This window comes from Serratia bockelmannii (assembly GCF_051803255.1).
Taxonomy (GTDB): domain Bacteria; phylum Pseudomonadota; class Gammaproteobacteria; order Enterobacterales; family Enterobacteriaceae; genus Serratia; species Serratia bockelmannii.
The window spans coordinates 1,720,145-1,739,274 of the sequence record NZ_CP196512.1; the positions used below are offsets into that span (position 1 = coordinate 1,720,145).

16 protein-coding genes are annotated in these 19,130 nt (G+C 62.8%); 6 read left to right on the forward strand and 10 right to left on the reverse strand.

Features of this window, described 5'->3' with window-relative positions:
• The first annotated feature begins 77 nt into the window (after positions 1-77).
• The gene (locus ACSJLU_RS08280) at positions 78-401 is read left to right on the forward strand and encodes a heavy metal-binding domain-containing protein (protein ID WP_004928400.1); all 324 of its coding nucleotides are present in this window, start codon (positions 78-80) and stop codon (positions 399-401) included.
• 49 nt (positions 402-450) lie between these two features.
• On the opposite strand, the gene ACSJLU_RS08285 is transcribed toward ACSJLU_RS08280, so the two are convergent.
• Complete coding sequence (locus ACSJLU_RS08285; RefSeq protein ID WP_043137757.1) at positions 451-1,965, reverse strand: DUF3300 domain-containing protein; 1,515 nt, start codon at positions 1,963-1,965, stop codon at positions 451-453.
• Between the two features lie 187 nt (positions 1,966-2,152).
• On the opposite strand from ACSJLU_RS08285, the gene ACSJLU_RS08290 reads away from it, so the two are divergent.
• Entirely contained in the window at positions 2,153-2,989 is an 837-nt protein-coding gene (locus ACSJLU_RS08290) for an N-acetylmuramoyl-L-alanine amidase (RefSeq protein WP_049295327.1), read from the forward strand.
• On the opposite strand, the gene ACSJLU_RS08295 is transcribed toward ACSJLU_RS08290, so the two are convergent.
• Both ACSJLU_RS08295 and ACSJLU_RS08300 read right to left on the reverse strand, forming a co-directional pair.
• Positions 2,990-4,000 (reverse strand): NAD-dependent epimerase/dehydratase family protein, encoded by a 1,011-nt coding sequence (locus ACSJLU_RS08295; RefSeq protein ID WP_004928393.1) that lies wholly within the window; start codon positions 3,998-4,000, stop codon positions 2,990-2,992.
• 158 nt (positions 4,001-4,158) lie between these two features.
• Positions 4,159-5,598, reverse strand: coding sequence for a DUF2867 domain-containing protein (locus ACSJLU_RS08300; protein ID WP_043137748.1), 1,440 nt, complete (start codon positions 5,596-5,598; stop codon positions 4,159-4,161).
• A gap of 151 nt (positions 5,599-5,749) precedes the next feature.
• Between ACSJLU_RS08300 and ACSJLU_RS08305 the strand changes: the two genes are divergently transcribed.
• On the forward strand, positions 5,750-6,097 hold the full coding sequence (locus tag ACSJLU_RS08305) for a DUF1294 domain-containing protein (protein WP_049208096.1): 348 nt from the start codon (positions 5,750-5,752) through the stop codon (positions 6,095-6,097).
• Here ACSJLU_RS08305 and ACSJLU_RS08310 read toward each other — a convergent pair whose 3' ends face one another.
• Positions 6,098-6,925, reverse strand: coding sequence for a MurR/RpiR family transcriptional regulator (locus tag ACSJLU_RS08310; protein ID WP_025302249.1), 828 nt, complete (start codon positions 6,923-6,925; stop codon positions 6,098-6,100).
• A 167-nt stretch (positions 6,926-7,092) separates the two neighbouring features.
• On the opposite strand from ACSJLU_RS08310, the gene ACSJLU_RS08315 reads away from it, so the two are divergent.
• Together ACSJLU_RS08315 and ACSJLU_RS08320 are read left to right on the forward strand one after the other, a co-directional pair.
• Positions 7,093-8,649, forward strand: a complete 1,557-nt coding sequence (locus ACSJLU_RS08315) for a PTS transporter subunit EIIC (protein ID WP_043137742.1) — start codon at positions 7,093-7,095, stop codon at positions 8,647-8,649.
• Positions 8,646-9,341: an N-acetylmannosamine-6-phosphate 2-epimerase gene (locus ACSJLU_RS08320; protein ID WP_025302251.1), complete on the forward strand. Its 696-nt coding sequence runs from the start codon at positions 8,646-8,648 to the stop codon at positions 9,339-9,341. The genes ACSJLU_RS08315 and ACSJLU_RS08320 overlap by 4 nt, the downstream gene beginning before the upstream one ends.
• Positions 9,342-9,370: 29 nt before the next feature.
• On the opposite strand, the gene ltaE is transcribed toward ACSJLU_RS08320, so the two are convergent.
• The 5 genes from ltaE to ACSJLU_RS08345 form a co-directional block, all read right to left on the reverse strand.
• Positions 9,371-10,387, reverse strand: coding sequence for a low-specificity L-threonine aldolase (gene ltaE, locus ACSJLU_RS08325; protein ID WP_164062691.1), 1,017 nt, complete (start codon positions 10,385-10,387; stop codon positions 9,371-9,373).
• A 75-nt stretch (positions 10,388-10,462) separates the two neighbouring features.
• Positions 10,463-12,184 carry a ubiquinone-dependent pyruvate dehydrogenase gene (poxB, locus tag ACSJLU_RS08330; RefSeq protein ID WP_049295331.1) on the reverse strand — a complete coding sequence of 574 codons (1,722 nt, stop codon included), beginning with the start codon at positions 12,182-12,184 and terminating at the stop codon, positions 10,463-10,465.
• 199 nt (positions 12,185-12,383) lie between these two features.
• The gene (hcr, locus tag ACSJLU_RS08335) at positions 12,384-13,385 is read right to left on the reverse strand and encodes an NADH oxidoreductase (RefSeq protein WP_342096708.1); all 1,002 of its coding nucleotides are present in this window, start codon (positions 13,383-13,385) and stop codon (positions 12,384-12,386) included.
• 56 nt (positions 13,386-13,441) lie between these two features.
• A complete protein-coding gene (hcp, locus tag ACSJLU_RS08340; RefSeq protein ID WP_025302255.1) occupies positions 13,442-15,091 on the reverse strand; it encodes a hydroxylamine reductase in 1,650 nt (549 codons plus the stop codon).
• 181 nt (positions 15,092-15,272) lie between these two features.
• The gene (locus ACSJLU_RS08345) at positions 15,273-16,169 is read right to left on the reverse strand and encodes a lysine exporter LysO family protein (protein WP_025302256.1); all 897 of its coding nucleotides are present in this window, start codon (positions 16,167-16,169) and stop codon (positions 15,273-15,275) included.
• 187 nt (positions 16,170-16,356) lie between these two features.
• Between ACSJLU_RS08345 and ACSJLU_RS08350 the strand changes: the two genes are divergently transcribed.
• Complete coding sequence (locus tag ACSJLU_RS08350) at positions 16,357-18,015, forward strand: ATP-dependent endonuclease (protein WP_025302257.1); 1,659 nt, start codon at positions 16,357-16,359, stop codon at positions 18,013-18,015.
• 14 nt (positions 18,016-18,029) lie between these two features.
• On the opposite strand, the gene ACSJLU_RS08355 is transcribed toward ACSJLU_RS08350, so the two are convergent.
• Positions 18,030-18,983 carry a VirK/YbjX family protein gene (locus ACSJLU_RS08355; protein WP_043137726.1) on the reverse strand — a complete coding sequence of 318 codons (954 nt, stop codon included), beginning with the start codon at positions 18,981-18,983 and terminating at the stop codon, positions 18,030-18,032.
• Between the last annotated feature and the right edge of the window lie 147 nt (positions 18,984-19,130).

The window sequence follows — 19,130 nt, forward strand, 5'->3', positions numbered from 1 at the left end:
GCGTGCCATTGATTAAGCGAACATAACGCCAATCTTCTGGTCATAGATACGTTGAATTAATCAAACAAGGAGTTCTGATGCAGCTTTCAACTACCCCGACCCTGGAAGGGTTCACCATCACCGAATACTGCGGCGTCGTCACCGGCGAAGCGATCCTCGGCGCCAACATTTTTCGTGATTTCTTCGCCGGCGTGCGCGATATCGTCGGTGGTCGCTCGGGCGCTTATGAGAAAGAGCTGCGCAAGGCGCGCTTGATTGCGTTCGAAGAGCTGGAAGATCAGGCAAAAGAGCTGGGCGCCAACGCGGTGGTCGGCATTGATATCGATTATGAAACCGTTGGCAAAGACGGCAGCATGCTGATGGTGACAGTCAGCGGCACCGCGGTGAAAGTTAGCCGCTAACGCCATTCTCCGCGCCCCGGCCGTTCCGCCGGGGCGACATCCTGTAGGTTCATCCCACCTTGTGCTGCTCGACGATCGGGCGGTGTTCCTGCGGTTTCACCGGCGCTGGCGCTTGGCGATGCGGCATCGGCTGAACGGGCGGCTGATGGATCTGCGGCGCCGGGGCTGGATGCGGCATGATGCGCGCTTGCGGCACTGCCAACGGGCGTTCTATCGTCGGATGCCGCGTTGCGGCCGGTTCGCGCGTCCCCGGCTGAACGACGTGCGGCGCGACCTGAACCTGTGGCCGCACGGCGGATGGATGCACCGGCGCGACGGCCTGCATCGGATGCGTCTGTACCGGAGCCGCATGCACGGCCATCGGTTGCTGCGTGTGAGGCGCTGCCGGCGCGGCATGCGTGAACGTTGGCATGCTCATCGGCTGCTGTACATGGGGCGCGATGACCGATTGTTGCACGTGCGGCGCGGCCGCTATCGGCTGGGTGTGCGCAAAGGTCGGCAGGGTCATCGGCGCATGGGCCGCAGGCGCGACGTGCGGCTGCGCGTTAGGCGTCGGCGGGTTGAAATGCGGCGTCGGTGCGGCGGTCGTATTGTTGTAGTTATTCACTGTATGGGTGCTGCGATTCACATTGTTCACGTTGTTATATTGGTTGATGTTGGTGACGCGATTCACCACGGTGGTGGAATGCGATACGTAGGGCGCATCGCGGTAGACCACCGGTTGGCGTCGATCGTCCCAGCGCATATCCCAGTTGTGCCAGCCGCTGTTGTGCTGATTGAACAATGAGGCGACCGCAATGCCGACACCGAAACTGATCACGCCGGCCGCCAACATGTCGCCGCCGCTGTAGCCCGAAGGTTGATACCGATAGCTCGGATAGGCTGGGATCGGCGTGCCGTAGGCCACCCAGGGATCGTAATGCGGGACGTAAACCGTATCCGGCTGGCTGGGTTCGATGACGATGGTTTCGCCCGGCGCCGCTACCACGCGCTGGCGATAGGGCTGCTGCTCAACGTAACGGGTGGTGGGGGCCACGACGATGCGCTGCTGCGGGGTGTTTTTCAGCGTGCCTTGGCTGGCCGCCCGTTGACGCATCACCTGAATGGCGTTCATCACGTCGGTGGGATCGTTCAGGTAGGCGCTGCCCAGGGCGGTGGTCCAGGGGATGTTTTTTGCCATTTGATCGAGCACGTCGGGGAATTGCACCAGGCCGCGCACGCTGGGATCCCAGGGCTGAGCGTCGGCCGCCGAGCTGAGCGCCGCCGGTTGCAACCCGCGGTGTTGCGCCAGCCAGGCATCCGCGGCGCTGATTTGGTCAGGATAACCCGCGCCGGCCAACACCTGCGCCAGCAGCTTGTCGGGGAACAACGCCACCGGGCTGACCAACTGGTACAGCTGGTCGGCGGTCAGCGGCGTATAGGCCGGCGCACTCACATTGGCGGCGGGAGCGGCCGGGGGCGGTGTGCTCCCGCCCATCGCACCGGCGACTTTTTGCTGATCGCAGCCGCTGAGCGGCAGCATGGCGGCACAGAGCAACCAGGACAGATAGCGTGGCGTGAACATGTTCGACTCCGCTCTTTCGGCGCAGATGATACTTTGAGACTATCATGGGCGGGAAAGGCCGCCAGTCGGGAGCAACACTCGCTTGCATATCGGCGTTGTCTGTCATCATTTCTCGACGAACGTGATGATTGGATACAGGTCAATCGCGTCGCGTTACATCTTTCACGGACGTCAACCAGGAGGATAAGTGAAAATTTGGCCAGGGATCATCGCCGCCGCGCTGTTGGCGGGATGCCAAAATCCGCAGCAGGACACGCTCGTCGATCGCGGCGCTTACCAGCTCGAGACGCTGCACCAGGCGCAGGGCGCCGATCAGCGCATTCGATTTTTGGTGATGCACTACACGGCGGAAGACTTCCATTCATCGCTGAAAACGCTGACCGACGAGCACGTCAGCGCCCATTATCTGCTGCCGGCGCATCCGCAGCGCGAACACGGCAAACCGACGGTGTACCGGCTGGTGCCGGAAGCGATGCGCGCCTGGCATGCCGGCGACAGCGCCTGGCGCGGCCGCAGCAACCTCAACGACACCTCGATCGGCATCGAAATCGTCAACAAGGGATTCACCCGCAGCATGCTGTTCACCCATTGGCAGCCTTATACGGCGGAGCAGATCGCCGTGCTGATCCCGCTGAGCCGCGACATCATCCAACGCTATGGCATTCAGCCGCAGGACGTGGTGGGGCACAGCGACATCGCGCCGCAGCGCAAACAGGATCCCGGCCCGCTGTTCCCCTGGCGGCAGCTGGCGCAGGCCGGCATCGGCGCCTGGCCGGATGAACGGGACGTGCAGCGGTTGCTGGCGGGGCGCGATCGCCATGCGCCGGTACCGATGGCGCCGCTGCTCGAAAAGCTGGCGCGTTACGGCTACGCGATCGACCCGTCGTGGGATGCGCGGCAGCAGCGCAATGTGCTGGCGGCATTTCAGATGCATTTCCGGCCCGACGATGTTCGCGGTAAGCCGGATGCAGAGAGTGAGGCGATTATCGATGCGCTGCTGGTGAAGTACGGCGCGGCGCGTTGATTACAGGCCGTGCAGTTTGCCGTGATCTTTCAGCCAGCGGGCGGTGCGCGCGATGCCTTCTTCCAGCGAGACGATCGGCTGATAGCCCAGCTCTTGCTGCGCGCGGGTGGTATCGAGCGTGAGGTCGAAGTTGAGTTTGGCGACGCCGTAGTGGGTCAGCACCGGCTCCTTTTCGCTTTTGCTGCCCAGGCGCTCCATGCCGCGCGCCATCATGTCTAGCATCGGGTAGGGGACGGAGCGGATGCGGCACTTCATGCCCAAATCGTCGATCAACTGCTGCACCACGGTGCGAAGCGGACGCGGCTGCTGGTTGGTGATGTTGTAGGCGCGGCCGGACGGCGTATCTTCTTTTAGCGTCGCCAGCCACATGGCGTGCACCGCGTTCTCCAGATAGGTCATGTCCACCATCGCCGCGCCGCCGCGCGGCAGCAGCAGGTTGCCGTAGCGTTTGATCATCTGCAGCAACCGCGGCAGCATCACCTTGTCGTGCGGCCCGAACAGGCCCTGCGGGCGCAAAATGGTGAAATGGGTCTGCGGATTGGACAGCGCCAATTGCTGGATCACCTGCTCGCCGGCGGCCTTGCTGCGCGCGAACTCGTTGGCGTAACGCTGCGGGCGAAAGTCTTCGGTTACGTTGCGGTGATGGTGGTAGTCGAAATAGATCGCCGGGGAAGAGATGTGAATGAACTGCGCCACGCCATAGGCCGCCGCCCATTCGCCGAGGCGGCGGGTAGCGCGGACGTTGGCAAGTTCGAAGGCTTCTTCGGTGCCCCAGGGCGAGGTAAAGCTGGAGCAGTGCCACAGCACATCGACGTCCGCCAGCATCGCTTTGGCCTGCGAAGAGATCAGGTTGGTGAGATCGGCATGAATGAACTCCGCGCCCATTTTTTCCAGCAGGCCGCCCATCGCCTGGTTGCGGCCAGTGGCGCGCACTTTGATGCCCTGGCGGCGCAGATATTCAACGGCGTTACGGCCTAACCCACTGGTGGCACCGGTGACCAATACCTTCATAACGGACTCTATTCTCACCCAAAATAGGAATACCGGCGGGCGCTTGCGGCGCTCCCAGCAAATAAGATGCCATTCTTCCGTGATTTCGTGCGCTATGCAATCGGAAAGCCCCGAAGCACAGCGGCAAACTGTGCGGTTGATCGACAAATGAACGGCATTCAGCGCTGTTGGCGGTCCAGGTTCTCGGCCAACGTCGCGATGCGCTTCGCCATGCCGCGAAAAATGAACAGGTGTGCGGGCATCATGGCGAACCAATACAGCAGCCCGCTGAAGCCGGCCGGATGCCACCAGGCGCGCACGTCCAGCGTGCGGCGATCGCCGCGATCGGTAATGGTGAAGCTCAGCCGCCCCAGCCCCGGCGCCTTCATGCCGAACAACAGCGCCAGTTGCCGCAGCGGTTTCAGCGTGATAACTTTCCAACCGTCAATCTCGTCACCCAGCGCCAGGGTCGCGCGCGCCGGGCGGCCATAGACCACGCCGTTGCCGATCATGTCGTCCATGCGGGCGCGGATCCGCCACAGGATATTGGCGTAGAAATAGCCTTCCTCGCCCCCCAACTGCTGCACCGTTTGCCACAGCGCCTGGCTGGAAGCGGCGGTGTCGAGCGAACATCCCGCCTGTTTCGGGTAATAGCCGTAGCCGGGGCGCCAGCGGGCCCGCGCCGCCGGATCGTAGCCCCAGTCGGCGGAATCGACCACCTCCAGTTCGCGCTGCAGCGTGGCGGTGACCGCCTGATCGAAGGTGTGCAGACGTTGCGGGATCAGGGCCTGCAACGGTTTGCCGTCGGCGGGCAGATCGTGCTTCAGGCCCTGGATCAGCGCGCGCGCGATCGGCGTCGGCACCGAGGTGATCAGGCTGATGAACCACACTGAAATCAGTCGCGTCGGCAAGGGGATCGGGATCAGCCAGCGCCGCTTGCCGCTGATGGCGATAAAGCGTTTGAACATATCCTGATAGCTGAGGTATTCAGGCCCGGCGACGTCGAAGATGCGGTGTTCCTCCGCCGGGTGCGCCAGCAGATCGGCAAGGTAAACCAGCAGGTTCTCCAGCGCCACCGGCGAGGACTTCGAGCGCACCCAGCGCGGCGGCGTCAGCACCGGCAGGTTATAGACCATGTCGCGCATCACTTCGAACGCCGCCGAACCGGGGCCGACGATGATGCCGGCGCGCAGCTCGGTCACCGGCACACCGCTCTGGCGCAGGATCTCGCCGGTCAGGCGGCGGGCCGCCAGGTGCGGCGAACTGTCGTCGTTCGGCTGCAGCGCGCCGAGAAAGATCACCTGTTTGACGCCGGCATTGCGTAGCGCGTCGCGCAGGTTTTCCGCCGCCTGGCGTTCCTTCTCGATAAAGTCGTCGCCGTCGCCCATCGCGTGCACCAGATAGTAAAGCGTATCGATTTCCCACAGCGCCGCGCTCAGAGTTTCCGGGCGGTACAGATCGACATACAGGCAGTTGACCTGCGGCCAGTTCTGCTCCTGCAGCCACTCGATGCGCCGCGCGGCGGCGGTAATCTGGTGCCCCTGTTCGATCAGGTGCGGGATCAGGTTCTGGCCTATATAGCCGCTGGCTCCAAGAACCAGTACGCGTTGGGGTGTCATCGGGCCGCCTTGTGCGGTAAGAGGATTGGCAGAACGACAGGATGCCAAATTCAGGGTTTAAATGCACATTTTGTATGGGTATAAGCCGGTTGCATCCATCCTGGCGCAGGTTCACACTACGCGCCCCTTATCGCACGAAAAACCGGATGCCATGAAGCTCAATGTGATTTGTTACGCCCTGCTGGGTCTGGCGCTGATCGCCAGTTTGTTCTCGCCGCATCCGGTGTGGATGTGGTTGGTGCTGGCCAACCTGCTGACGTTTCTGATCTACGGCGGCGATAAGCTGGCGGCGCGCAAAGGGTGGCGACGGGTGCCGGAGGCGACGCTGTTGCTGTTCGGCGCGCTGGGCGGCTGGTTGGGCGCACTGGCGGCACAGCAGCTGTTTCGCCACAAAACCCAGAAGCAGCCGTTTAAAACCTGGTTCATCCTCAGCGTGGCGCTCAATCTGGCGGCGGTGCTGGGGCTGTGGTACTGGGTTTACGGCCGCTGGATCTTCTGACTACAGCAGCAGCGGCAGAGTCGCGCTGGCGGTGGCCTGCATCGCCTGAGCGTAGGCGGGATCGCGCTGAGTCAGTTCGGCGATCATCAACTCCACCAGCAGCATGGCGCCGACCTTGGCCGGCAGGGCGCCAGCGGTCAGCGGCCCTTCCGGTTTAGCCGCCACCAGCAGCGTATCCGCCATCTTGGCCAGCGGGCTGCGTTGGGTATTGCTGACGGCGATCACGCGTGCGCCGCGCCCTTTGGCCAACGTCACCGCATGCAGCACGTCCTTGGTTGAGCCGGAGCTGGAGATGACGATCAGCAGATCCCGCTCACTCAGCGAGGCTGCATTCATCGCCGCCCGGTGCATGTCGCTGAACAGCTGCGCCGGTTTGCCGAGGCGCAACAGCTTGTAGTGCAGGAAGTCGCCGATGATGGCGCTGGCGGCGACGCCGTAAATCTGCACCGAAGCACAACGTTGCAGGCTATCCGCCGCCTGTTGCAGCGCCTGCGGATCCAACAGCGCGCCGGTATCCCGCAGCGCCTGTACGCTCTCTTCCACCAAATTTTCCGCCGCGCTTTGGCGCGTCGCCGCTTCCGGCTGGCTTTGTTGCAAGCTGAGGGCCAGCGCCATTTTAAATTCGGTATAGCCTTTGCAGCCGAGATGGCGGCACAGCCGTGTGACGCTGGCTTCGCTGGTGGCGCTTTCACGCGCCAGTTCGGTGATGGTCAGGTAAACGGCGCGGGAAGGCTCCGCAAGAAGATAGTTGCCGAGCTTTTGCAGCGTGGGGCTGTACCCCGCCAAATCCTGCCGCAGCCGCAATAACAAGTTGCCTGTATTCATCACGTTACCTTTCTGAGTATTCCCGTTTCTATTGTGGCGGAAAGACGCCGCGGCTCGCCAGTGAAATCGACGGATTGTGAAGCCGATCATCGTTATGAATAAAATTTTCATTAAATTAATTTTAATGTGGTAAAAATTTTCATCATAAAAATGATGTCGGGGGAAAATTTATGTCAACACCAGAATTGCCGCGCTCCGGCGGTTGGTTCGAAAAAGCCCAGCTGTTCGGCAAGTCGTTCATGCTGCCGATCGCCGTGCTGCCGGCGGCCGGCCTGCTGTTGGGGATCGGCGGTGCGCTGTCCAATCCCAATACCGTCGAGGCGTATCCCTTCCTCGATGTCGGCTGGTTGCAAAGTATATTTACCGTGATGGCCAGTGCCGGTGCTATCGTGTTCGCCAACCTGGCGGTCTTGTTCGCGGTCGGCGTGGCGGTGGGGCTGGCCAAAAGCGACAAGGGCACGGCGGGGCTGGCTTCGCTGATCGCCTATCTGGTAATGAACGCCACCATCAATGCGCTGTTGAAAATCAACGGTACGCTGGCCACGCAGAACGCGGGCGCGGTGGGGCAGGGAACGATTCTCGGGATCCAGACGTTGGAGACCGGGGTGTTCGGCGGAGTGGTCATCGGTTTGGTGACCTGGTATCTGCACGGCCGCTATAACAAAATAGCGCTGCCACCGTTCCTGGGTTTTTTTGGTGGCTCGCGCTTTGTGCCGATCGTCAGCTCGCTGGCGGCGATGGCGGTCGGTGCCCTGATGACGGTGGTGTGGCCGCATTTCCAACAGTTGATCTTCGGCATGGGCGGTCTGGTAGACGCCAGCGGCTATCTCGGGACCTTTATCTACGGCTTCGTATTGCGCATGCTCGGGCCGTTCGGCCTGCATCATATCTTCTATCTACCGTTTTGGACCACCGCGCTTGGCGGCAGCGAAGTGATCAACGGACAGCTGGTGGAAGGCACACAACGCATTTTCTTCGCCCAGTTGGCCGACCCGAATACTCAGCAGTTCTACATTGGCACGGCGCGTTTCATGTCCGGCCGTTTTATCACCATGATGTTCGGCCTGGTCGGTGCCTGCCTGGCGATGTACCAGAGTGCGCGTCCCGAGAACCGCAAACGCGTCGGCGGACTGTTGCTGTCGGCGGCGCTGACCTCGTTTCTGACCGGCATCACCGAACCTATCGAATTCTCTTTCCTGTTTGTCGCGCCGGCGCTGTACGTGGTGCACGCGCTGTTCGACGGCCTGGCGTTCATGATCGCTCACATCCTGCATATCACCATCGGCCAGACGTTCTCCGGCGGCTTTATCGATTTCATGCTGTTCGGCGTGCTGCAGGGTGAAGCGAAAACCCACTGGATGTACGTCCCGCTGGTCGGTGTGCCTTGGTTCTTCCTGTACTACTTCACGTTCCGTTTCCTGATCCTGCGCTTCAACTTTAAAACGCCGGGGCGCGAGGCGGAAACTGCGCCGGAAGCGGTGATGACGGGCACCGAACGCTCGCAGCAGGTGCTGGCGGCGCTGGGCGGCAAAGAGAATATCGTCGAACTGGATTGTTGCGCCACGCGGTTGCGCGTGACGGTGAAGCAGAGCCGGTTGCTGGACGAAAGCGGGCTGAAGGCCAGCGGCGCACGGGCGGTTATCGTTCGCGGCAACGGTGTTCAGGTGATCTACGGCCCGCACGTCACCATCATTAAAAACGAAGTCGAGGAGTTGTTGGATTTATGACGCTTTCCATTTTGCAGCAGATTGAGGGGCGCCTGGTGGTGTCTTGCCAGGCGCTGGACGACGAGCCGCTGCACAGCGATTTTATCATGTCGCGCATGGCGCTGGCGGCCGAGCAAGGCGGCGCGGCGGCGATCCGCGCCAACGGCGTCGAAGACGTCAACGCTATCATGCGCACGGTGGCGCTGCCGGTCATCGGCATCATAAAGCGCGATTATGCGGGCAGCGACGTCTATATCACGCCGACCCTGCGTGAAATCGATGAGTTGATGGCGGCGGCGCCGCAGATGATCGCGCTGGACGCCACCGGCCACCCGCGGCCGGGGTCGCTGCAGCTGGCGGCATTGGTCGCCGCGATCCGTGCCAGGTATCCCCGGCTGTTGCTGATGGCGGACATCGCCACCCTGGAGGAGGCGCAAGGGGCCGCCAGATTGGGCTTCGACTGCGTGGGCACCACGCTGTATGGCTATACCGCCGAAAGCCGGGGCGCCCGACTGGCGGATAACGATTTCGGCTTTCTGCGTGCGGTGCTGGCGGCGGTATCGGTGCCGGTCATCGCCGAAGGCAATGTCGAAACGCCGGCGATGGCCGCGCGCTGCCTGTCGCTGGGGGCGCATGCGGTGGTGGTAGGGGGCGCCATTACCCGCCCGCAACAGATCACCCGCCGCTTTGTCGACGCCATCGGCGGGCGATAAGAGGCTCCTCGGCGCACCGGGGAGGGAAATCAGGCGTGCTGCTGAAGAAACTCCCGCCACAGCTCGACCACCCGCTGCAGATCCTGACGGCTGACGTCGAGGTGGGTCAGAATGCGTGTCAGCGGGCCGCTGCTGATCAGCACGCCACGTTCGCGCATCCACGGACCGAGTTTGGCCGCCAGCGCCGGCGGTTGGTGCAGGTACAGCACGTTGGTCTGCGCGCCGGGTTCGGCGATCTCTACGCCGATCTGCCGCAGCTGTTGCTCCAGCCAGACCGCGTTGTCATGGTCTTCGCGCAGCCGCGCGACGTTATGCTCCAAAGCGTAAAGACCGGCCGCCGCCAGGATGCCGGCCTGGCGCAGCCCGCCGCCGGTCATCTTGCGCCAGCGCAGCGCGCGTTGGATGAAAGCCTCGCTGCCGCACAGCAGCGATCCGACCGGCGCACCCAGTCCTTTCGACAAGCAAATGGTGAAGGTGTCGCAGTATTGCACGATCTCTTTTAGCGGCAGGTTCAGCGCCACGGCCGCGTTGAAGATGCGCGCGCCGTCGATATGCAGCGCCAACTGCCGCTCGCGGGTAAATTGCCACGCCTGCTGCAGGTAGGTCTGCGGCAAGACTCTGCCGCTGATGGTGTTTTCCAGGCTCAGTAGCCGAGTGCGGGCGAAGTGGATATCGTCGGGTTTGATGGCGGCGGCGAGTTTGTCCAGCGGCAGCGTGCCGTCCGCGTCAGCCTCGATCGGCTGTGGCTGGATGCTGCCCAGCACCGCTGCGCCGCCGGCCTCGTATTTATAGTTGTGCGCCTGTTGGCCGACCAGATACTCGTCGCCGCGCTGGCAGTGGCTCAGCAGCGCCACCAGGTTGGCCTGGGTGCCGCTGGGCAAAAACAGCGCCGCCTCTTTGCCCGACAGGCGCACCGCCTCGGCCTCCAGCGCGTTGACCGTCGGGTCATCGCCGTAGACGTCGTCGCCGACCTCTGCCTGAGCCATCGCCTGGCGCATGGCGGCGCTGGGGCGGGTGACGGTGTCGCTGCGTAGATCGATAAGCATAGGGTTCCTGGAATATAAGGGAGAGGAAAAGGGTACATGGCATCATATACCCTTTATTTCACCGGGGCAGCTGGCTTAGCGCAGCCAGTTGGTTTTCGCCAGCTCGACCACTTCGTCGCCGCGGCCGTTGATGATGGCGCGCAGCATGTACAGGCTGAAGCCTTTCGCCTGTTCGAACTTGATCTGCGGCGGCATCGCCAGCTCTTGCTTGGCGGTGACCACGTCCAGCAGCGCCGGGCCGGGATGCGCCAACATCTCCTGCAGCGCGCCGTCCAGATCCGACGCTTTTTCCACGCGGATGCCCTTGATGCCGGCGGCGTTGGCGATCGCCGCGAAGTCCGGATTATGCAGATCGGTGCCGTCGGTCAGGTAGCCGCCGGCCTTCATCTCCATCGCCACGAACCCCAGCACGCTGTTGTTGAACACCACGATTTTCACCGGCAATTTGAGCTGCGCCAGCGACAGGAAATCACCCATCAGCATGGTGAAGCCACCGTCGCCGCACATGGCGATCACCTGTTTATCCGGCGCGGTGGCCTGGGCACCTATCGCCTGCGGCATGGCGTTGGCCATCGAACCGTGGTTGAACGAGCCGAGCAGGCGACGCTTGCCGTTCATTTTCACGTAACGGGCGGCCCACACCGTCGGCGTGCCGACGTCGCAGGTGAAGATGGCGTCGTCGCTGGCGTACTGGCTGAGCTGCTGCGCCAGATATTGTGGGTGGATCGGCTGGTCGTCGTTGGCGGTCGCCAGCCCGTCGAGCTCCTTACGCGCGTTGCGATAATGCTCCAGCGCCTTGTCGAGGAACGCCCGGTCGCGCTTGGGCTCCAGCTGCGGCAGCAGGGCGGTGAGGGTGGTGTGGATATCGCCCACCAGCGCCATATTGACCGGGCAGTGCGCGCCGATGCTGCCGGGGTTGATGTCGATCTGAATGATGTTGGCGTTGGTGGGGTAGAACGCGCGATAGGGGAACTGGGTGCCGAGCAGCACCAGCGTGTCGGCGTTCATCATCGCGTGGTAGCCGGAAGAGAAACCGATCAGCCCGGTCATGCCGACGCTGTAGGGGTTGTCCCATTCAATATGCTCTTTGCCGCGCAGCGCGTGCACCACCGGCGCCTGCAGCAGCTCGGCCAGCTTGACCACTTCATCGTGCGCGCCGGCGCAGCCGCTGCCGCACATCAGGGTGATGTTCTTCGCCTTGTTCAGCGTTTCTGCCAGCTTGTTCAACTCGCTCATCGGCGGCTGCACCAGCGGCAGCGCCGGGGTATGCCAGGTCAGCGTCGCGTCTTCCGGCGCCATGCGCAGCGCCACGTCGCCCGGTAAGACGACCACCGAGACGCCGCGATTGAGGATCGCCTTGCGCATGGCGATCTCCAGTACGCGCGGCAGCTGTTCCGGGTTGGAGACCAGTTCGCAATAGTGGCTGCATTCGCGGAACAGCTCCTGCGGATGGGTTTCCTGGAAGTAGCCGCTGCCGATTTCGCTGGAAGGAATGTGTGCGGCGATCGCCAGCACCGGCACATGGTTGCGGTGACAGTCGAACAGGCCGTTGATCAGATGCAGGTTGCCGGGGCCGCAGGAACCGGCGCACACCGCCAACTGGCCGGTGAGCTGGGCTTCGGCACCGGCGGCGAAGGCGGCCACCTCTTCATGGCGGGTGCCCAGCCATTCGATGGTGCCCATGCGGTGCAGGCTGTCGCTGAGGCCGTTGAGCGAATCGCCGGTTACGCCCCAAATGCGTTTTACGCCGGCTTGATCCAGCGTTTTGGCGATCAGTGTGGCTACGGTTTGCTTCATGGTTCCCCCAAACATGGTTTGAAAAACGATGTGGACTCGATCCGGTGAGTGTCAGCAGAACAACTGCAAGCATAGCTTACCGGCTGTGGACGAGATGCGGTCAGGAAGGGTAAAGAGCGTAGGACGGGAAGCAGTGTAACTGGGCTGGCCACGGGGAACTTGCCGATAAATGCCCCATCGCGGCGATGGGGCCAGGGGATCACGCCAGCGTGACGTCACCCTGCAACTGGCAACTGCAGGCCAGCACGTAACCTTGCGCTATCTCTTCCGCGCTCAGCGTCATGGTGCTGGTGGTGATGTAGTCGCCCTCGAGGATGCGGGTTTTGCACGAGCCGCACACCCCGGCGCGGCAGGCGGCGTTGACCGGCAGGGCATGGGCCTCCATCGCCGCCAGCAACGTGCTGCCGACCGGCACGCGGAATTCGCGCAGCGGGCGCGCGGCGCGCAGCGTCAGTCCTTCGGTGGCGTCGGCCTGCGCCGTCGGCGTGTGGAACTGCTCTTTATGGAAATGCTCGGCCGGCACGCCGAGCCGGCGACAAAGCTGCTCCACCTGATCCATGTAGGGCGCAGGGCCGCAGGTCATCACCGTGCGTTCGGCGATATCCGGCGCCGCCTGCCGCAGCGTCTGTTCATCGATACGGCCGCTGAGGTAGCCGGGTTGCAGATCCTGCTCGGCCATCAGCGTCAGGCGCAGCTGCGGATGGGCGGCACACAGCGCGCGCCATTGATCGGCGAAAATCGTGTCGGCGGGGGTGCGTACGTTAAAGATCACGGCGATATCGCAGGCCGGACGGTTAGCGGTCAGCCAGCGGCACATCGAGACGATCGGCGTCACGCCGCAGCCGGCGGCCAGCATCAGATAACGATCGGCCGGGTGGCGCTCGCAGCTGAATTCGCCCTGCGCGTCGGACAGCCACAGCGTGTTGCCGGGCTTGACCTCTTGCGTCAGCCAGCGCGACCCGATGCCGTCCGGCAGGCAGCGCACGCTGATGCTGAGAAAGCGGCTCTGGCCGGGCGAGGAGGAGAGCGTATAGGCGCGCAACGTCTCCTCGCTGTTGCGAATGCTGACCAGCGCGAACTGGCCAGCCTGGTAAGGGTAGAAAACGTCGCAGATCAGGTTCAGCGTCCAGACGTCGGCGGTTTCACGCTGGATGGAATGCACCTGCATGCGGTTCGGGCAAAGCGGAGTGGGTTGAGTCATCGGGGCACCTCAAAAAACAAAGGGGCCGGCGCAGGCGGCCCCATAACGTAACGGCATCAGGCGAGCAGCGCTGCAATATCCTGCTCGACGGTGGTGATCGGACGCAGGCCGAATTTCTCGTTGAGGATCGCCATCAGGTTGTCGGTCAGGAAGCCCGGCGCGGTCGGGCCGGTGACGATGTTTTTCACCCCCAGCGACAGCAGAGTCAGCAGAATGACGATCGCCTTCTGTTCAAACCACGACAGCACCAGGCTGAGCGGCAGCTCGTTGACGCTGCAGCCGAGCGTATCCGCCAGCTTGACCGCCAGCATGATGGCGGAGTAGGCGTCGTTGCACTGGCCGACGTCCAGCAGGCGCGGCAACCCTTCTAGCGTGCCGAAGTCCAGCTTGTTGAAACGGTACTTGCCGCAGGCCAGCGTCATGATCAGGCAGTCTTGCGGCACGCTGCGGGCGAAGTCGGTGAAGTAGCTGCGCTCGTCGCGGCTGCCGTCGCAGCCGCCCACCAGGAAGACGTGGCGCAGTTTTTTCTGCGACACCAGGTCGATGACCGTGTCGGCGGCGTTCAGCAGCGTCTGGCGGCCGAAGCCAACGGTGATCAGGTGCTCAATCTCGGTGTAAGGGAAGCCGTTCATGCCCTGAGCCTGGCGGATCACGGCGCCGAAGTCGTCGCCTTCCAGATGGTTGACGCCCGGCCAGCCGACGATACTGCGGGTCCAGATGCGATCGCCGTAGTTGCCGACGTTAGGATCGATGATGCAGTTGGAGGTCATCACGATCGGGCCGGGGAATTTGGCGAATTCCGTCTGCTGGTTCTGCCAACCGCTGCCGTAGTTGCCCACCAGGTGCTTGAATTTTTTCAGTTCCGGATAGCCGTGAGCCGGCAGCATTTCACCGTGGGTGTAGACGTTGACGTTTTGCCCTTCGGTTTGTTCGAGCAGCATGCGCAGATCTTTCAGATCGTGGCCGGAAATCAGAATGGCTTTCCCGGCCACCGGGCGCACGTTGACTGCGCTGGGCTGCGGATCGCCGTAGGCCTGGGTCTCACCGCGATCGAGGATCGCCATCACGTTGAAGTTCATCTTGCCGATGCCCATGGCGTTGTTCAGCAGGGTGTCGACGTCGCGTGGCTGGGTGCCGAGCCAGGCCATAAAGGCGTGGTAGTCGGCATAGAGTTGCTCGTCGAACTGGCCGAGCACGTGCGCGTGTTCCATATAGGCCGCTGCACCTTTCAGACCGTACAGGCACAGCATGCGCAAACCGTGTACGTCGTCGCCGACCTCGGCCTTGTCGCTGTTGAGGGCAAACTGCGCCGCCTGCTGCAGCAGCGCAGGCATATCGTTGCCGGCCAGCTGCAGCGCCGCCATCGGGTGATCGACGCGCACGCCGGCGTCCAGCAGCCGGCAACGGGCGGCCAGCGAGTCGCGCAGCAGCAGGGTTTCCCGCGCGTAGCCGATGATGCGCTGGGAGTCGAAGTTGACGTTGGTCAGGGTGGAGAAGAAGGCGCGCGGGGCGAAGCTGTCGATCTCGTGGTCGACGATGCCCAGCGAACGCGCCTGCAGCGCCCAGGCGGAGAGTCCCTGCAGCGCCGCCACCAGCAGATCCTGCAGATCGGAGGTTTCCGCCGTTTTGCCGCACATGCCCTGAGCATACGAGCAGCCGTTGCCTGCCGGGGTACGGATGGTTTGTTCACATTGCACACAGAACATAGTCGCTTCCTTTTATTTTTAAAGTTGCATTTATAATGCTTGTTTAAAAGCATAGATCGGCGATCGGGGTTGCAAAAGGCTTTTGTGCGACTACTGCGGGCAAGTTTGATTTAGCGCAATTTTGCCGTGCGGATGGGAATGATTACGCTTTGGGGGCCGGGTAGCCCCCAAGGGAAAAGGATCAGGAGAACAGGGCGATCAGCACCGGCGCCAGCAGGCTCAGCAGGAAGCCGTGCACGATGGCGGGGGGCACCATGTCCAGCCCGCCGCTGCGCTGCAGCACCGGCAGGGTGAAGTCCATCGAGGTGGCGCCGCACAGGCCGAGGGCGGTGGAGCGGCTGCGGCGCACCAGCGTCGGGATCAGCATGATCGCCACCAGCTCGCGCGCCAGATCGTTGAAGAACGCGGCGCTGCCCATCACCGGGCCGTAGGCGTCGGTGATCAGAATGCCGGACAGCGAGTACCAGCCGAAACCGGAGGCCATCGCCAGCCCGGCCTTGATCGGCAACCCCAGCAGCTGCGCCGCCAGCGCGCCGCCGGCCAGCGACGCGACGGTCACCACCAACGCCACCAGCGTGCCGCGGCGGTTGAGCACGATCTGGCGCAGCGTCATGCCGCTGTTGCGCAGCTGAATGCCGACCAGCAACAGCAGGAAGATCAGCGCATATTCGCTGCCTTTATGGGCGAACTGCAGCCATTGCCACTGCGTCAGGCCGAGCAGGAAGCCGCCGAGCACCACGCCGCACAGCTTGAGCGACTCCAGCGCCATATGCACGCGCGAGGGCAGCTTTTCCTGTTTATGGCTGCTGCGCCACGGCATGCGCCGCTCCAGCAGCGCCAGCAACAGCAGATTGGCGCAGAGAATGCAGAAGAAGAATACCGCGCTGTACTGGAAGATCAGCACCAGGTTACTGCTGAGATCTTCCATAAACGCCAGGCTGATGCCCATGAAAAACAGGATCACGTACACCATCCAGCTGAGCAGCCGGTTGATCAGCACCAGCAGCGGGCGATGGCGTAAGGGAATGAGGTAACCGACAATCAGCGGTAACAGAATAATCAACAGTCCTGAGTACATGGTGCAACGAGTGTCCTTGAGTTTTGATGCGCGCCGAACGGCGGCGAGGAGCACACGCTAACCAAAAGCCCGGCCGGAGTAAAGCGGCAGATTTGACGCTGGCCGCTTGACCTGCAAGGGGTTTTTTGACCATGCTCTGTGAAGGTCGCCTCATTGAAGAGGCGACGGCGCGCACGGGAGGCGGCGGATGTTCTTGGAGCGTATCGAAATTGTAGGTTTTCGCGGCATTAATCGGCTGTCCCTGATGCTGGACGACAACACGCTGTTGCTCGGCGAAAACGCCTGGGGTAAATCCAGCCTGCTGGATGCGCTGACGCTGCTGCTGGCGCCGGAGCAGAAGCTGTATCGGTTTGAAGCGCACGATTTCCATTTCCCCCCCGGTGAAGAGTCGGCCAAAGAGCGCCACCTGCAGGTGGTGTTCACCTTCTGCGAAAAAGACATCGGCCATGCGCACCTACCGCGTTATCGCCACCTGACGCCGCTGTGGGTCAAGGGCGAGGATGGCCTGAGCCGCATTCATTACCGCTGCGAGGGCGAGCTGGCCGACGACGGCACGGTGTGCACCTGGCGCGGTTTTCTCGACGCCGACGGCAATGCCTTTCAATTGCACCATATCGAACAACTGGCCCACGCCATCATCCGCATTCATCCGGTACTGCGCCTGCGCGACGCACGCTTTATTCGCCGCCTGCGCCCCAGCAGCCTCGGCGATGAACGTAAACCCGATACCCAGGCGCTGGCGCAGCAGTTGGATCAGCTGACGCGCGAGCTGGTGCGCAATCCGCAGAAGCTGACCAACGGCGAGCTGCGTCAGGGGCTGGCGGCGATGCAGCAGCTGCTGGAGCACTATTTTGCCGAGCAGAGTTCGCAGGTGGCGCGGCCACGCCGCCGCGGCGGTGAACCGGAGCAGGACGCCTGGCGCGCGCTGGACGGCATCAACCGCATGGTCGCCGAGCCGAACAGCCGCAGCATGCGCCTGATCCTGCTCGGGATGTTTTCCACCCTGTTGCAGGCCAAGGGCGACGTCAAGCTGGATCCCCATGCCCGGCCGCTGCTGCTGGTGGAAGACCCGGAAACTCGCCTGCACCCGATCATGCTGTCGGTGGCCTGGGGGCTGCTCAATCAGCTGCCATTGCAGCGCATCACCACCACCAACTCCAGCGAACTGGTGTCGCTGGTGCCGGTGGAGCACGTCTGCCGGCTGGTGCGCGAGTCGGGCCGGGTCGCGACCTACCGTCTCGGGCCGCGCGGGCTGAGCGCCGAAGACGGGCGGCGCATCGCGTTTCACATCCGTTTCAACCGGCCGTCGTCGCTGTTCGCCCGCTGCTGGCTGCTGGTGGAAGGCGAGACCGAAGTGTGGCTGCTTAACGAGCTGGCGCGCCAGTGCGGCTACCATTTCGAGGCGGAAGGGGTGAGGGTCATCGAGTTCGCTCAGTGCGGCCTGAAGCCGCTGCTGCGCTTCGCCCGCCGCATGGGCATCGAGTGGCATGCGCTGGTGGACGGCGATGAGGCGGGCAAAAAGTACGCCAACACCGTACGCAGCCTGCTGGACAATCATGAAGACAACGAACGCGATCGGCTGACCGCGCTGCCGGCGCCGGACATGGAACACTTCATGTTCCGTGAAGGGTTCGCCCCGGTCTATCACCGAATGGCGTCGGTGCCGATCAACGCGCAGATGCCGGTGCGCAAGGTGATCCTGAAAGCGGTCCACCACTCGTCGAAGCCGGATCTGGCGATCGAGGTCGCGATGCAGGCCGGCGAATGGGGCACGGACTCGGTGCCGCCGCTGCTGAAGAAAATGTTCTCACGGGTGATCTGGCTGGCGCGCGGCCGGGCGGACTGACGGCCCGCCGGGCGTTATCGGGCGCAGAAATGCGCCGCCAATCCCTGTTCCAGCTCGTCCAGCAACTGATAGCGGCGGCGATACTCGGCGCGCTTCTTGCTGGCAACCTCTTCGATAGGTTTGCGGGCGATGCGTTCGGGCAGCAGGAAATAGCCGCTGTCGAGCGGTTTGGCACCCATCGACAGCCAGAACTGATCGTAATCGGCGTGCAGTTGATCCTTCTTCTTACTCTGGTAACGCCAGTTTTGATAGATATGGGTGGCATTGCCGACGGCTACGATCTGGCGGATGCCGAGGTGCCGCGCCAGCGTGCAAATGCCTTCCAGCACCAGCCGTTTGGGGAACAGACCGTGGCACTCTTTGGTGGTGTGCTGGATCTCGGCGTGCGGCACCTCATGGTTCGCGCCCTGCAGGCCGCCGATGAACAGCGTCGGCTGCTGCTGATAATGCATCAGCGCAAAGGTGATCTCCGCCAGCATCACGCCGTTGGCGTTGCGCAGCAGCAGCGTGGCTTCCCCTTCCTTATTCAGTTTGTCGATCGCCGCCAGTTCCAGCGTGATCGGCGCTTCGTTTTTGCCCATCGCGCGGGCCAGCACGAAAGGCTGTGGGCCGAGGTGGCCGAGACGCATCTTTAGCGGCATGCGCTGCACGATGAGATCGTAATGATCGCGCAGGGCGAACAGGCATTCGATCTTGCTCATGTTGGCCGCCAGGTAGGGGCGATGCAGCTTGCACGGCAGGTTCGGCTGCGCGCTCAGGATCTCCTCCAGCAGTGGGTTGCTGGCCAGGGTGCTGAGCAGGCCGCTGGTGGTGCGCCAGTTGAGCAGCGAGCGGCCGAGAAACTTCAGGCGAAACGAGGTTTTTTTCCAGGCGTTGCTTGGCGCCTTTTCGCCATTGATCAGCGCCGTCATCAGTTGCCAGCCGTTAAGCGGCCGGGCGGAGGCGAGTGGGTAGCTGAGCTGTGACATGATGAAATCCTTGGCTGTGTTGAATGGCGCTATTTCATCAAGGCTTCACTAAACGAGAGTTCAATGCTGAACTGTAACCAGGCGTGTCTCCACATTGTGTTGAGCTAAGGTTTAGTTATATGCAGCAGTTAGCCGTAGCATTCCTGA